At 71.3% G+C, this 13,430-nt stretch carries 14 protein-coding genes; 5 read left to right on the top strand and 9 right to left on the bottom strand.

The features are described from left to right. Positions 1–9 precede the first annotated feature (9 nt). Positions 10–762 carry a helix-turn-helix domain-containing protein gene (locus tag ABD352_RS08530; RefSeq protein WP_344611690.1) on the top strand — a complete coding sequence of 251 codons (753 nt, stop codon included), beginning with the start codon at positions 10–12 and terminating at the stop codon, positions 760–762. A gap of 24 nt (positions 763–786) precedes the next feature. On the opposite strand, the gene ABD352_RS08525 is transcribed toward ABD352_RS08530, so the two are convergent. From ABD352_RS08525 to ABD352_RS08500, 6 genes are read right to left on the bottom strand one after another with little or no spacing between them, the layout of a single operon-like run. After that, positions 787–1,320, bottom strand: coding sequence for a GNAT family N-acetyltransferase (locus ABD352_RS08525; RefSeq protein WP_344611689.1), 534 nt, complete (start codon positions 1,318–1,320; stop codon positions 787–789). A gap of 22 nt (positions 1,321–1,342) precedes the next feature. Beyond that, complete coding sequence (locus ABD352_RS08520; protein WP_344611688.1) at positions 1,343–1,588, bottom strand: hypothetical protein; 246 nt, start codon at positions 1,586–1,588, stop codon at positions 1,343–1,345. After that, positions 1,588–2,373 carry an ABC transporter permease gene (locus ABD352_RS08515; RefSeq protein ID WP_344611687.1) on the bottom strand — a complete coding sequence of 262 codons (786 nt, stop codon included), beginning with the start codon at positions 2,371–2,373 and terminating at the stop codon, positions 1,588–1,590. The genes ABD352_RS08520 and ABD352_RS08515 overlap by 1 nt, the downstream gene beginning before the upstream one ends. 2 nt (positions 2,374–2,375) lie before the next feature. Further along, on the bottom strand, positions 2,376–3,173 hold the full coding sequence (locus tag ABD352_RS08510) for an ABC transporter permease (RefSeq protein ID WP_344611686.1): 798 nt from the start codon (positions 3,171–3,173) through the stop codon (positions 2,376–2,378). Continuing rightward, positions 3,170–4,177, bottom strand: a complete 1,008-nt coding sequence (locus ABD352_RS08505; protein WP_344611685.1) for an ABC transporter ATP-binding protein — start codon at positions 4,175–4,177, stop codon at positions 3,170–3,172. Before ABD352_RS08505 ends, ABD352_RS08510 begins: the two co-directional genes overlap by 4 nt. A gap of 39 nt (positions 4,178–4,216) precedes the next feature. Beyond that, positions 4,217–4,762 (bottom strand): TetR/AcrR family transcriptional regulator, encoded by a 546-nt coding sequence (locus tag ABD352_RS08500; protein WP_344611684.1) that lies wholly within the window; start codon positions 4,760–4,762, stop codon positions 4,217–4,219. A gap of 79 nt (positions 4,763–4,841) precedes the next feature. On the opposite strand from ABD352_RS08500, the gene ABD352_RS08495 reads away from it, so the two are divergent. Together ABD352_RS08495 and ABD352_RS08490 are read left to right on the top strand one after the other, a co-directional pair. Continuing rightward, entirely contained in the window at positions 4,842–5,555 is a 714-nt protein-coding gene (locus tag ABD352_RS08495) for an SDR family oxidoreductase (RefSeq protein ID WP_344611683.1), read from the top strand. A gap of 9 nt (positions 5,556–5,564) precedes the next feature. Then, positions 5,565–5,957 (top strand): DUF6582 domain-containing protein, encoded by a 393-nt coding sequence (locus ABD352_RS08490; RefSeq protein WP_344611682.1) that lies wholly within the window; start codon positions 5,565–5,567, stop codon positions 5,955–5,957. A gap of 251 nt (positions 5,958–6,208) precedes the next feature. Here the strand turns inward: ABD352_RS08490 and ABD352_RS08485 are convergent, their stop codons facing one another. The 3 genes from ABD352_RS08485 to ABD352_RS08475 form a co-directional block, all read right to left on the bottom strand. Then, on the bottom strand, positions 6,209–7,246 hold the full coding sequence (locus ABD352_RS08485) for a LacI family DNA-binding transcriptional regulator (protein ID WP_344611681.1): 1,038 nt from the start codon (positions 7,244–7,246) through the stop codon (positions 6,209–6,211). A 97-nt stretch (positions 7,247–7,343) separates the two neighbouring features. Further along, entirely contained in the window at positions 7,344–9,515 is a 2,172-nt protein-coding gene (locus ABD352_RS08480) for a discoidin domain-containing protein (protein ID WP_344611680.1), read from the bottom strand. Between the two features lie 148 nt (positions 9,516–9,663). Further along, positions 9,664–10,788: a glycoside hydrolase family 12 protein gene (locus ABD352_RS08475; protein WP_344611679.1), complete on the bottom strand. Its 1,125-nt coding sequence runs from the start codon at positions 10,786–10,788 to the stop codon at positions 9,664–9,666. A gap of 210 nt (positions 10,789–10,998) precedes the next feature. Between ABD352_RS08475 and ABD352_RS08470 the strand changes: the two genes are divergently transcribed. Continuing rightward, complete coding sequence (locus ABD352_RS08470) at positions 10,999–11,268, top strand: GlsB/YeaQ/YmgE family stress response membrane protein (protein WP_344611678.1); 270 nt, start codon at positions 10,999–11,001, stop codon at positions 11,266–11,268. An 84-nt stretch (positions 11,269–11,352) separates the two neighbouring features. Further along, the gene (locus ABD352_RS08465) at positions 11,353–13,413 is read left to right on the top strand and encodes a phosphocholine-specific phospholipase C (RefSeq protein WP_344611677.1); all 2,061 of its coding nucleotides are present in this window, start codon (positions 11,353–11,355) and stop codon (positions 13,411–13,413) included. Positions 13,414–13,430: the final 17 nt, after the last annotated feature.

The following is a 13,430-nucleotide window of genomic DNA, read 5'->3' as shown; positions in this document are numbered from 1 at the left end:
CTTGAGCCGATGACCCGGCAGGCGTACAGCTTCGTGCGCACGTTCGCGCCGCAGCCCCCGCGCGAGCTGTGCGTGGACCGCCACTACCTGCTCTGTGCCTCCGCCGGTGCCCTCCGGCTGGAGGCGCAGGGCCAGGCGTGGCTGCTCCCGCCCGCCCGGGCGGCCCTCATCGAGGCCGGCCGGGCGATCACGGTCAGCATGCCGCAGGCCGCCACGACCGCCTCGGTCCTCTTCGACCCGGCCTTCGCCCCGCCGCCCCTGGCCCCGCTGACCGTCTTCGACCTCACGCCCCTGGCCCGGGCCCTGGTCGCCGAGTGCGGCGGGTGGGGCGAGAGCGAGGAGCCGCTGAACCCCTACGCCGAGGCGCTCTTCGCCGCCCTGGCCGCCGTCGCCTGGCGCCTGGCCGAGCACCCGAGCCCGGTCGTCGTCCCGGCCGGCCGCACCCCGCTGCTGCGCCGGGCCCTCGCGCTGACCGAGCGGCGCCTGGCCGAGCAGGTCCGCTTCGAGGACATCGCCGGCGAGATCGGCCTGGCCCCGCGCTCCCTGGCCCGCCGCTTCGAGGACGAGACCGGCCTGACCTGGCGCGCGGTCCTGCGCCGGATGCGGATCATGCGCGCGGTCGAGGAGCTCGCGGCCGGCGACATGCCGGTCACCAAGATCGCCTTCGCGGTCGGCTACACGTCGTTGTCGGCCTTCAACGCCGCGTTCCGCGAACTGACCGGTCGCTCCCCGACCGAGTACCGCGCCAGCTTCCGCCCCTGACCCCCGGCCGGCCCGGCTGGCGTGTCACGCGTCCAGTAGGGGCGCCACGTCCGGCCAGGCGATGCGGTGCTTGTGCGGGGTGCCGTTGAGGCGGGCGGGGTCGCCGGTCACGGGCACCGTCTCCACCTGGGTGCCGCCGCAGGCCCGGTAGAAGGCCTGGGCGGCGGTGTTCTGCTGCAGCACCCACAGGTACAGCGCGCCGGTGGTGGCGCCGGCGCGCACGGCCCCTGCCGCGTGGGCGAGCAGCCGGCGGCCGATGCCGCCCCGGCGGCGGTCGTGGGCCACGTGCAGGTTGTCGACCAGGCTGCCCCAGCGCGGGTCGCTGTCGAGCACCACGTGCACGAAGCCGGCCAGCCGGCCGTCCTGCTCGCCCAGCACGGTGGCGGTGCGGGCGGGGGTGGACAGGCGGGCCGACCACACGGCGCGCCGGTCCGTCTCCACGTCGCCGTCGAGGAACGCGTCGGCGTAGGCCCCGCGGTAGTGCCGGCGCCAGCTGTCGGCGTGCAGGGCGGCGACGCGCTCGGCGTCGTCCGGCCCGGCCGGGCGGAACTCGATCATCGGGGGAGTGCTCCTCGGGGCTTCAGCGGATGAGGACGGCGATCGCCATGACGAGCGTGGCAGCGCCGCAGGCGGCGCAGACCAGGGCCGCGAACCAGGCCGACCACGCCGTGTCGCCGACGCGGTCCTTGTAGGGAACCCGGTCGCGGGTGTTCTGCCGCCGGCGTCGCCGCTCCTCGGCGCGGCTGCGAGGCCGGGCGGCGATCAGCACCGCGGCGATGGCCCAGAACAGCAGCGTGCCGAGCAGCGGCATGACGACGGCGGTCATCAGTTGCCGGCGCTCTCGTAACGGTTCAGGCCGCGCTTGAAGATCCAGCTGCCGGCGACCAGGGAGTAGACGGCGACCAGCGGGGTGAGCAGGCCGACCCAGGCCTGGCCGTGGCCGAGCAGGAAGGTGACCGGGAAGAAGCTCACGAAGGCGAACGGCAGGGCGAAGCCCAGGGTCGCCTTCAGGGCCAGCGGGTACACCGAGATGGGGAAGCGGGCGAGGTCGCCGGCCTGGTGCACGGCCATGGCGAAGAGCGGGCCGGGGCTCTGCATCCAGAAGGAGGCGGCGTTGGTGGCCAGGTTGATGGCGACCTTGATGGCGATGGCGGACAGGACCACCACGATGCCCAGCAGGATGCGCGGCACGGACCAGACGGCGTCCACATGGGACAGTGCGGCGCCGAGCATCAGGCCGCCGGTCAGGATGTTGCCCAGGCCGTTGATGCCGATGTTGACGCTGCTGACCTGCAGGACGACGGGGTAGGGACGGACCAGCATGTAGTCGATGTCGGCCTGGTTGATCATCCAGGCCAGGCTCCACATGCCCTCGAAGAACAGCGAGCCGATGCCCTCGGCGATGGCGACCATGGCGAACATGGCCACCACGGCCCAGAAGGTCCAGCCGTTGATGGCCGGGACCTTGGCGAAGATGGCGGCGAGGAACGCCACGTTGACGACCTGCATCAGGATGGTGGCGCCCATCATGATCCAGAAGTCGCCCTCGTACTCCAGCAGCGCGCGTACGTGCGCGCCGAGCAGGCGGACGTACAGCCTCAGCGTGCGCATTCCTATCCCCCGTGTACGGTCAGCTGGCGCAGCGCGCGGCCGAAGAGCGCCCGGGCGCCGAACCAGAGCAGCAGCAGCCACCCCAGCTGGGCCGCGACCAGCAGCAGGGCGTGCCGGCCGGACGCATGGCCGACGAAGATGAGCGCGGGCGTGGACGTCAGGCCGGCGAACGGCGACCACTGCGCTGCGGTGGCGAGCCAGCCCGGGAAGTACGCCAGCGGGACGAGCGCCCCGGAGAGCAGGCCGGTGATCGCCTGGCGGGCCCACATGACGCCGACGAAGTTCTCGGTCCAGAAGCAGGCGAGCGTGCTGAGGTACACCATGATGAACTTCAACGGCACCAGCAGGACCATCGACGAGACGAACAGCGCGAGCTCGGGGCCGGCCGGAAGGTCGGGCGGGCCGCTGAAGGCGACGGAGACCGCGACCACGACGGCGATCACGGCGACCTCGATCCAGACGCCGCCGATCGTCTCCCACAGCCGGGCCCGCTGGTAGTCGACCGGCTTGACCAGGTCGAGCGCGACGAGCCCGGAGCGGATGCGGTGCGACATGCGGAAGTCGACGAAGGTGCCGACCAGCGCGCCGGAGGCGAAGGCGACGAGCAGGTAGCTGCGCATGTGCGGCCAGTCGAAGCCGCCGATCGGCCCGCCGCTGCCGCCGCCGAGCAGCACCCGCCACACCGCCAGCAGGGCGACGAGCTGGAACGCCACGCCGCCGAGGGACAGCAGGAAGCTGGCCCGGTAGGCGAGGGCGCTCAGGGCCGTGGCGCGGGCGTGTGCCCGGTAGGCGGCCCTCACAGCGCCTCCAGTTGGAGCTCACCGGAGTACACCCGGCGGATCACGTCCTCGATGGACGGCTCGTCGACGTGGAAGTCGACCAGGTTGGTGAGCGGGGCCAGGGCCGTCACCGCCTGGCCGGCCGTCATCGCGAAGCGGTCGAAGCGCACCGAGAACTGCGTCGGCGTCTCGCCCGCCTCGACCTGGGCGCCGGGCAGGGCCGCGCGGATGCCGTCCAGCGGCAGCGCGGTCTCGGTCTCCAGGTTGAGGATCCGCTCGCGGGCGAAGGCGTCCTTGACCGCCTCGAGGTCGCCGTCGAAGATGATCCGGCCCTCGTCGATGATGACCAGCCGCCGGCAGAAGCCCTCGATGTCGCCGAGGTCGTGGCTGGTCAGCATCACCGTCGTGCCCTCGTCGCGGACGGTGCGGAAGAACTCGCGGACCCGGTCCTTGACCGCGAGGTCCAGGCCGATGGTCGGCTCGTCCAGGTACACCACCGGCGGGGCGTGCAGCAGCGCCGCCGCGAGGTCGGCCCGCATACGCTGGCCCAGCGAGAGCTTGCGGCCCAGCACCGGCATGACGTCGCCGAGGCCGAGCACCTCGTCGAAGCGGGCCAGGCGCTTGCGGTAGGTGCCGTGGTCGATGCCGTAGATGTCGCGCAGGACCGCCAGGGACTCCGAGACCGGCAGGTCCCACCACAGCTGCGTGCGCTGGCCGAAGAGCACGCCGATGCGGTGCGCGACGGCCATCCGGTCCCGCCGCGGCGACAGCCCGTCGATGCGCACCTCGCCGGAGGTGGGCACCAGGATGCCGCTGAGCAGTTTCACGGTCGTGGACTTGCCGGCGCCGTTCGGCCCGACGTACGCCACCGCCTCGCCCGCCTCGATCGACAGGTCGACGTGGTCCACCGCCACCTTGTCGGTGAAGCGGCGCGAGAAGAGATGTTTGACGGCCCCCCGTAGGCCCGGATCCTTGTCGGGCCGACGGAAGACCTTGGTCAGCTGTCGTGCCTCAACGAGTGCCATCGGGCCGAGCCTCGCAGCCCCTGATCGATGGCCGCAACCTTATTTCTCGATCTGAACTAACGCTTGGGCGGTGAGCGCGTCGGCCAGCCGTTCGGCCGTCTCGGCGGTCAGCGGCTCGTGGGTGAGCATGATGCGGTACCACATCACGCCGTACGCCTGCTCGACGATCAGCCCGGGCTCGGCCACCCCCAGCCGCTCCAGCAGCCGCCGCAGCGCGTCCCGCCGCCGGGCGGTGAACTCGGCCAGCATCTCGCGGGCGGCCGGGTCGGTCTGGGCGAGGGCCATCGCGGTGGCGAGGAAGCCCCGCACGCGCTGCGCCCCGACGAACGAGCCGACCAGGAACGTCCGCAGGTCGCCGTCCTCGGTCACGTCGATACGGGCCCGCTCCAGCATGGCGTCGAGGACGACCGCGTGCTTGGACGGCCACCAGCGGTAGATCGTCTGTTTGCCCACGCCGGCCCGGGCCGCGATCGCGTCGACCGTGACCGGGCCGCCGCCGGGATCGGCGATGAGGGCCGCGGCGGCCTCGAGGATGTCCTCGCGGGCCGCCTCGTTGCGCCGGCGGCCGGTGTGTTCCCTGCGCATGTGACCAGCCTAACTTGTCGAGACTGGTGGTCTCGGTAATGATTGTCGAGAACGAGAGTCTCGACAACTGGAGCGCAGGATGTCTCAGCAGGTACTCGTCGCCGGCGGCACGTCCGGCATCGGCCTGGCCACGGCGGCCGCGTTCGCGGCGCGGGGCGCCGCGGTCACCGTCACCGGGCGCGACCGGGCGAAGATCGACAAGGCGGGCTTCCCCGGCGTCGTGGCCGACGCGGCCACCGAGGAGGGCGTGCGGGCGACCTTCGCCGGCGGCGCCACCTACGACCACCTCGTGATCGCGCTCAGCGGCGGCCTGGGCGCCGGCCCGCTCGCCGGCCTCGACCTCGGCCAGCTGCGGGCCGCCTTCGAGGCCAAGTTCTGGCCGCACGTGCGGCTACTGCAGGCCGCGCTGCCGTACCTGGCCCCCGACGCCTCGGTCACGCTCGTCACGGCCAGCTCGGCCCGGGCCGCGCTGCCGGGCACGTCGGGGCTGGCCGCGCTCAACGGCGCGCTGGAGGCGATGGTCGGCCCGCTCGCCGCGGAGCTCGCGCCGCGGCGGGTGAACGCGGTCTCGCCGGGCGTGATCGACACCCCGTGGTGGGACGGCTTCGCGGAGCAGGACCGCCGGGCGCTCTTCTCGGCGTACGGCGACGCGCTCCCGGCCGGCCGCGTCGGGCGCCCGGAGGAGGTCGCCGACGCGATCGTCGCCCTGGCCACCAACGGCTACATCACCGGGACCGTGCTCACCGTGGGCGGCGGCGTCCACCTGGCGGTTGGGCCCCGCGTCGGGGGGTAACCATCCACCATGGCAGCTAGGACACGACGAGGATCGCACGAGCTCGACGCCGCCGAGCGCAACTCGATGTCGGACAGCGCCTACGCGTTCCCGCGGGTGCGCAAGGAGCCGCTGAACGACGCCTCCCACGTCCGCAACGCGATCGCGCGCTTCGACCAGGTGCGCGACGTGTCGGACGAGGAACGCCGGGACGCCTTCCGGCGCATCAAGCGCGCGGCGGACCGCTACGGCGTCGAGGTGACCGCCTCGCGCTGGCAGGACCTGGGCAAGCCGTCGGCCGGCATGAGGTCCTCCGACAAGTCCAAGTCCAAGGCCCAGCTGTACGGCGAGGCCAAGCGACGCAACATCAAGGGCCGCTCGGCGATGACCAAGTCCGAGCTGGAGCGCGCCCTGAGCTCCTGAAACAGGTTCGGTGCGCCCGCCCCCCACGCCAGATGAGGGGCGGCCGCCGTGTCACGACCCGGGCCGAGCCTGGCAGTGCCGCGCCCCCCGGCGGCGGGGGTCTGGCCGACCCGGACTTAGCCGCCCTGGCCGACGAACTGACGGTTGTGGCAGACGGCACCTTTACCAGCCGCTTGCAACGGGTGCCGGGCTGGCCCCACGCCACGGGGTCCTGGCTTGGCCAACCCCGGAGGCCGGACCCGCGACCGCGATCAGGCGGAGGCGCGCAGGATCAGGTCCGGGTTGAAGATGATCGAGCGGGGGGAGCGGTGCGGCTCCCGGATGCGGGTCAGCAGCAGCTGGGCCATCTCGCCGGCCATCTCCTCGACCGGCTGGCGGACGGTGGACAGCGGGGGGTGGCACTCCAGGGCGACGGTGCTGTCGTCGAAGCCGATCACCGCGATGTCGTCCGGGACTCGGCGGCCCGCCTCCTGCAGCACCCGCAGGGCGCCGTCGGCCATGAGGTCGTTGGCCACGAAGACGCCGTCGACGGCGGGCAGCTCCCGCAGCAGGCGCGCGGCCGCGCGCTCGCCGCCGTTGCGGGTGAAGTCGCCCTCGACGTGGGAGGGCTCGAGGCCGCGGGCGCGGGCGGCCTCCTCGAAGGCGGCCAGGCGGTCCTGGGCGGCCGGCATGTCGAGCGGGCCGGTGATGGTGGCGATGCAGCGGCGGCCGAGCTCGGCCAGGCGGTCCACGGCCAGGCGGACGCCGGCGCGCTGGTCGACGTCGACGTAGCTGATGGTCACCGGGTGGCCGGGACGGCAGGACAGCACCACGGGGACGCCGAGCTCGACCAGCTGGGCCGGGAGCGGGTCGTCGACGTGGCTGGAGATCAGCAGGGCGCCGTCGACGTGGCCCTGCCTGAGGTACCGCAGCAGATGCGGCCGGGCGGGCGGATCGGCCAGGAAGATGACCAGGTGGATGCCGAGCGGGCGGAGCACCTCCTGCGCGCCGGCGGTGACCCGGCCCAGGAACGGGTCGGTGAACATGCGGGTCAGGAACGGCGTGGAGTAGCCGCGGTTCTCCGGCTCCGAGACCACCAGCGCGATGGAGTCGGTCCGCCGGGTGACCAGGGAGCGGGCGGCCAGGTTCGGCACGTACCCGGTCGCGGCGATGGCCCGCTCGACCGTCCGGCGAAGCTCGGGGTCGACGGTCTGCACGCCGTTGATGACCCGGGAGACCGTTGCGCGGGACACCCCGGCGTAGTTGGCGACCTGCTCGAGGGTGGGCGGTCGCGAGTCGCTGCCCGTCATGGATGCCACGGTAGATCGTGCCCCCGCGCGTTGAGGAGCCGCGGGTGGACGGAATCGATGTCACGTCCACCCGCGGCCAGTTTGGAGGGTCGGAACCTTACTTGTAGACGCGGACGTAGTCGACGTACATCCGCGCCGGGAACGGCGTGGAGGCGTCGATCGGGCCCGGGAAGTCACCGCCCACGGCCAGGTTGAGGATGATGTAGAACTGGTGGTCGTACACCCACGGGCCCCGGGTCGTCTCGACGGTGTTCTTGTCGGCCACGAGGATGACCTGGTTGTCGACGCGGAACGTCATGTGCTTGCTGTCCCACTCGACCGAGTACACGTGGTAGTCCAGCGACAGGTCGACGGTCGTGAGCTTCTGGCCGTAGCCGCCACCGCCGTTGTAGGCCGGGGCGTGCAGCGTGGAGTACACGTCCGTGGTGCTCTTGCCGAGGATCTCCATGATGTCGATCTCGCCGTTGTACGGCCACGGGCGGCCCTGCAGGAAGTCGGTGCCCATCATCCAGAAGGCGGGCCAGAGGCCGTTGCCCTTCGGGACCTTGATGCGCGCCTCGACCCGGCCGTACTCCGTCGAGAACTTGTTGCTGGTGTTGATGCGGCCCGAGGTGTAGTCCCGGCCGCCGGCGGTCTCCTTGCGCGCCTCGATGACCAGCGAGCCGTTCTGGATGCTGGTGTTGGCGAGGTTGCTGTAGTACTGGATCTCGCCGTTCTGGCCGGTGCCCGGGTCGATCGTCCACTTGGAGGTGTCGACGTTGGTGCCGGAGTTGAACTCGTCGCTCCAGACCAGGTTGGTGGCCGGGAAGATCGGGTCGGCCGGCTGGGCCGGGGGCTGGACCGGGTTGCCGCCGGTGCCGTACACCTTGAACTCCCACAGCGAGTAGCCGTAGCCGTTGGAGCGCTGGGTGCCGTACATCCGCACGTAGCGGCCGTTGCCGTCGACGTTCAGGGTCTCCTTGAAGCCCTTGCCCGTCGTGGTCGAGTAGATGTTGGTCCAGTTGGTGGTGTCGTTGGAGGTCTGGATCTGGTACGCCACGGCGTAGGCCGGGTCCCACTGCAGGATCACCTGGGTGATGTGGGCCTGGGCGCCGAGGTCGACGTAGATCCAGCCCGGGTCGACCCAGCCGTTCGTCGGGCTGGTCGCCCAGCGGCTCGCCGGGTCGTTGTCGAACGCCTTGTCGGGCGTGCACGGGTTGCAGTTGGCGTCGTTCTGCGACGTCGAGGCGACGGCCGGCTTGTTGTAGGACAGCAGCACGGCGTTGCCCGAGTTGGTGGGCGTGGTGCTCGGGCTGGTCGGGACGTCGTTGGTGGTAGACGGCGCGCCGTTGACCCGCACCTGGAACTCCCACAGCGAGTAGCCGTACTGGGTGGCCCGGGCGGTGCCGTACATCCGCACGTAGCGCCCGCTGCCGGTCACGCTCAGGTTCTGCGTGCCGCCGGTGCCCGAGGTGGTGCTGTACACCTGCGTCCAGTTGGTGCCGTCGTTGGACGTCTGGATCTGGAACGCGGTCGCGTAGGCCGTCTCCCAGATCAGCGTCACGCCGCAGATCTGCTGGACCGAGCCCAGGTCCACCTGCAGCCACTGCGGGTCGCTGGCCGCGCTGGACCAGCGGGTGCCGTTGTTGCCGTCGACCGCGGACGAGGCCGGGGTGCCCGCGTTCTCGGTCGAGGAGGCGGTGGCCGTCTTGGCCTGGGCGGCGTTGGCGGTGCCGCAGCTGCCGGGCGTGGTCGGCGAGCCGCCGTACACCTGGAACTCCCACAGCGAGATGCCGTACTGCGTGCTCTTGGCCGTGGCGTTGAGCCGCACGTAGCGGCCGGTGCCCGACACGGTCAGGCTCACGTTGCCGCCGGCGCCCGTGGTGGTCGAGTAGATGCTGGTCCAGTTGGTGGCGTCGTTGGAGGTCTGGATGGTGAACGCGGTCGCGTAGGCCGCCTCCCAGTTCAGCGCGACCCGGGTGATCTGCTGTGCGGAGCCGAGGTCGACCTGCAGCCACTGCGGCACCGAGAAGGCGCTGGACCAGCGGGTGCCGGCGTCGCCGTCGGTGGCGCTGGTGGCCGGGGTGGCGGCGCTCTCGGCCGACGAGGCGGTCGTCGGCTTGCCCTGCGACAGCAGGGTCTCGGCGGCGTTGGCGCGGGTCACGACCACGACGATGTAGGCGCACAGCATGGCGGCCACCGCGAGCGCGATGACGCCGTAGCGCAGTGTCCGATTACTCGCCGGGGATCTGCCGGATCGATGGCCGGGGGCGGAGACCGACCAGTCCATGGATGACTCCTTCGTGGCGGGGGTGTTACGGCGGTGTGAGAGAGCGCTCTCTCAAAAAGCCACAATGAGCCCTCGGTCTAGCCGTGTCAATGGTATGGAATAAATGGGAGAGCGCTCTCCAAGGCCGGGGAGCGCTCTCCGTAACAGGTTACGAGCAGGTGAGTGAGGGCACCGGGTTGGCGCCCGAGTAGGACGCCTGGAAGCCGAAGGTCGTCGATCCACCCGGGGGAATGCTGCCGTTGTACGACAGGTTCTTCGCCGTTTCCGAGGAGCCCGACTGGGTCACCGTGGCGTTCCACGAGTTCGTGATGCGCTGGTTGCCGGAGAACGTCCAGCCGACGGTCCACGCGCTCAGCGCCGCGGTGCCCGTGTTGGTCACCTTGACGTCGGCGGTGAACCCGTTGCCCCAGTCGTTCTTGGTGTACGTCACCGAGCACTTACCCGAGCCGCCGCCGCCCGGGCTCGACGGGGACGTGGACACCGGCGGGGTCGACACCGGCGGCTGCCCGTCGGTGGTCACGCTGAAGGTGTTCACGGCCAGGCCCTGCCCGCCGGTCCAGGGCTCGAAGCCGGCCTGGATGCTGGTGAGGTACCAGCTGGTCTGCGCGTAACCGCGGGACACCGCGTCGTTGAAGAACGAGGCCGGGGCGAAACTCGCCGACCCCGCGCCCGGGTTGCGCACGTAGGACACCACGTTCCAGCCGATGTTGCCCTCCCAGACGTCCCAGGTGGCCCCGGCGATGTTCGCCGTGCCGACCTTGGACCCGACCGGCTGCGGCGCCCCGGCGTGGTTGACCCACACCATGATCTCCGCCCCGGTGTTCTGCCCGTCGGTGCGCGCCGTCGGGTCGAACCAGATGTCGTACGCCGCGTCCCACTGCCCCGAGCCGGGGAAGCTCATGCTCACCGAGGTCTGGATCCCGGCGAAGCGCGAGTCGCTGACCCGCAGCGGCAGGATGCTGCCGGTGCTGCAGTTGGCGTAGTGGCAGCCGTAGTAGACCGCCGGGTAGGAGGCCGGCGCGCCGTTGGTCGGCACGTTGTGGTTGGCCTGCGAGATGCTGAATCCGGTACTGGTCACGTTGATGCACTGCGGCTGGTCGGTGCCCCAGACGTTGTTCATCACGACGTACCGTCCGCCCTGGATGGTCGTCGAACCGTACTTCTCGCAGATCGTGGTGTCGGCCTGCGCCGCGCCGCTCGTGAGCACGACCGCCACGCCGGCCGCGACCAGCAGCCCCGCCGCGACCACCGCGGCCCTGACTTTTCCTCGCATAGGACTGTCTCCCTTCCATTGAGCACCATGAGTGCTGCATGGAAGGGGGGTCTTCTGTGGTGCCGTTTTGGTGGTATTTGCGGGGCATGATCCCGGAAACTTCCACGCCCGGGAGCCCATCGACACCCGGTTTTGAATTCGTACGGCAGGGGCAAACCGTGGATGTCAGCAACGCAGCACCCGCAGAGGGCAGCACCCAGGAGGCACCCAGTGACCGTCGCCGGCATCATCTCCGCGATCGTGGTCGGGCTCATCATCGGCGCGCTCGGACGGCTCGTCGTGCCCGGCAAGCAGAACATCCCGATCTGGCTCACCATCGTCATCGGCATCGTCGCCGCGATCATCGGCACCGCGATCGCCCGCGCGATCGGCGTCGCGGACACGCCCGGCGTCGACTGGACCGAGATCGTCATCCAGGTCGTCCTCGCCGCACTCGGTGTCTGGGCGGTCGCCGGGTTCTACAGCCGTCGATCGATCTGAGCCGACGGAAGTTTCCGAACCGCATGACAGGGGCGCCCCGGGTGGGCGCCCTTTGTACATGTCCCGGTCCTAGCGTGCCGGGTCATGGCCAACGTCGATCGTCGTACATTTCTGCAGATGGCGGCGGCCGCCGCCGTCCCGCTCCCGTTCGAGCAGGCGCTGTCGATCCCCGCGCACGACCGCCACGGCTCGATCGAGGACGTCGAACACGTCATCTTTCTGATGCAGGAGAACCGCTCGTTCGACCACTACTTCGGCGCGCTGCGCGGCGTGCGCGGCTACGCCGACCCGCACCCGGCGAGGCACCCCGACGGGCGCAGCGTGTTCCACCAGCCCGACGGCGACGGCGAGGTGCTGCCCTTCCGCCCCGAGGTGCGCGACATGGGCAAGACGTTCCTGCCCGACCCGCCGCACGGCTGGAACGACACCCACGCGGCCTGGAACGGCGGGCGGCACGACCGGTGGGTGCCGAACAAGGGCGTCACCACGATGACCCACCACGTCCGCAAGGACCTGCCGTACCAGTACGCCCTGGCCGACGCGTTCACGATCTGCGACAACTACCACTGCTCGCTGCTCGGGCCGACCGACCCAAACCGGTACCACATGTGGACCGGCTGGGTGGGCAACGACGGCAAGGGCGGCGGGCCGGTGATCACCAACGCCGAGGCCGGGTACGACTGGTCGACGTACCCCGAGCGGCTGGAGCGGGCCGGCGTCTCCTGGAAGGTGTACCAGGACGTCGGCCTCGGCCTGACCGCCGAGGGCTACTGGGGCTGGACCAGCGACCCGTTCATCGGCAACTATGGCGACAACTCGCTGCTGTACTTCCACCAGTACCAGAACGCCGCCCCCGGCACCCCGCTGGCCAAGGCCAAGCTCGGCACCGAGGTCAACAAGCAGGACCGCAGCCCCGACGCCCTGCTGGCCGACTTCCGGGCCGACGTCGAGGCCGGCCGGCTCCCGCAGGTGAGCTGGATCGTCGCCCCGGAGGCCTACACCGAGCACCCGAACTGGGAGCCCGACTACGGCACCTGGTACGTCTCGCAGGTCATCGACATCCTCGCCGCCCACCCTGAGGTGTGGAGCAAGATGGCCCTGTTCGTCACGTACGACGAGGAAGGCGGCTTCTTCGACCACCTCGTGCCGCCGACCCCGCCCGCGAGCCGGGCCGAGGGCCTGTCCACGGTCCCGGTGACGAACGAGATCTACCCCGGCTCGGCCGACCACCCGGCCGGCCCCTACGGCCTCGGCGTGCGGGTGCCGATGGTCATCGTGTCGCCGTGGACCCGCGGCGGCTGGGTCAACTCGGAGCTGTTCGACCACACGTCGCTCATCCGGTTCCTGGAGCGCCGCTTCGGCAAGGGCAACCCGGACCTCGTCGAGGCCAACATCACCCCGTGGCGGCGGGCCGTGACCGGCGACCTCACGTCGGCGTTCGACTTCCGGACCCCCAACGCCTCGGTCCGCGCCGACCTGCCGGGCACCGGCGATCTCAAGCCGGACGATCTCACCCGCCGGCCCGACCAGGTGCCCGTGCCGCCCGCCGACGGCAAGCTCCCGGCCCAGGAGCGCGGGGTCCGGCCGGCGCGGGCGCTGCCGTACACCCTCCAGGTCGACGGCCGCCCCTCGGCCGGCGCGTTCGCGCTGGACTTCCGCAACGCCGGCGCGGCGACGGGCGTCTTCCAGGTCCGATCGAGCGACCCGGCCCAGGCCCCGCGCAGCTACACCGTGGAGCCGGCCAAGCAGGTCACCGACGTGTGGCCGGCCGATGCGGGCTTCGACCTGACGGTGCACGGCCCGAACGGCTTCTACCGCCGCTTCGCCGCGGGCCGCCAGCACCCGGGCGTGGTCGCGCAGGCCCGCTACGACGCCCGCCGCCTGACCCTGACGCTGGAGGTGGGCAACCGCGGGGCCAAGCGGGTGGACCTCATGCTCGCCGATCGCTACACCGGCCACCGCTCCCGGCTCACCCTGCGCCCCGGCGAGACGAAGGCCGAGGCGTTCGTCCTGTCGAGGAGCCGGGGATGGTACGGCGTCACGCTGACCCTCCAGGGCGACGACCACTTCGCGGTGGAGTACGCCGGGCACCTCGAGAACGGCGAGCCCTCGATCAGCGACCCCCTGATGGGCGGACTTGTGTAGGCGCAGACACCGACGGG

Origin of the sequence: Dactylosporangium salmoneum (assembly GCF_039532525.1) — a bacterium.
Lineage (GTDB): Bacteria > Actinomycetota > Actinomycetes > Mycobacteriales > Micromonosporaceae > Dactylosporangium > Dactylosporangium salmoneum.
The sequence above is the reverse complement of the archived record's forward strand: the minus strand, read 5'-3'. Positions and strand labels throughout refer to the sequence as shown.

Coding starts and splice junctions, on each gene's coding strand:
- ABD352_RS08530 (WP_344611690.1), top strand. CDS start 10: ATGACCCGGCAGGCGTACAGCTTCGTGCGCACGTTCGCGCCGCAGCCC.
- ABD352_RS08525 (WP_344611689.1), bottom strand. CDS start 1,320: ATGATCGAGTTCCGCCCGGCCGGGCCGGACGACGCCGAGCGCGTCGCC.
- ABD352_RS08520 (WP_344611688.1), bottom strand. CDS start 1,588: ATGACCGCCGTCGTCATGCCGCTGCTCGGCACGCTGCTGTTCTGGGCC.
- ABD352_RS08515 (WP_344611687.1), bottom strand. CDS start 2,373: ATGCGCACGCTGAGGCTGTACGTCCGCCTGCTCGGCGCGCACGTACGC.
- ABD352_RS08505 (WP_344611685.1), bottom strand. CDS start 4,177: ATGGCACTCGTTGAGGCACGACAGCTGACCAAGGTCTTCCGTCGGCCC.
- ABD352_RS08500 (WP_344611684.1), bottom strand. CDS start 4,762: ATGCGCAGGGAACACACCGGCCGCCGGCGCAACGAGGCGGCCCGCGAG.
- ABD352_RS08495 (WP_344611683.1), top strand. CDS start 4,842: ATGTCTCAGCAGGTACTCGTCGCCGGCGGCACGTCCGGCATCGGCCTG.
- ABD352_RS08490 (WP_344611682.1), top strand. CDS start 5,565: ATGGCAGCTAGGACACGACGAGGATCGCACGAGCTCGACGCCGCCGAG.
- ABD352_RS08485 (WP_344611681.1), bottom strand. CDS start 7,246: ATGACGGGCAGCGACTCGCGACCGCCCACCCTCGAGCAGGTCGCCAAC.
- ABD352_RS08480 (WP_344611680.1), bottom strand. CDS start 9,515: ATGGACTGGTCGGTCTCCGCCCCCGGCCATCGATCCGGCAGATCCCCG.
- ABD352_RS08475 (WP_344611679.1), bottom strand. CDS start 10,788: ATGCGAGGAAAAGTCAGGGCCGCGGTGGTCGCGGCGGGGCTGCTGGTC.
- ABD352_RS08465 (WP_344611677.1), top strand. CDS start 11,353: ATGGCCAACGTCGATCGTCGTACATTTCTGCAGATGGCGGCGGCCGCC.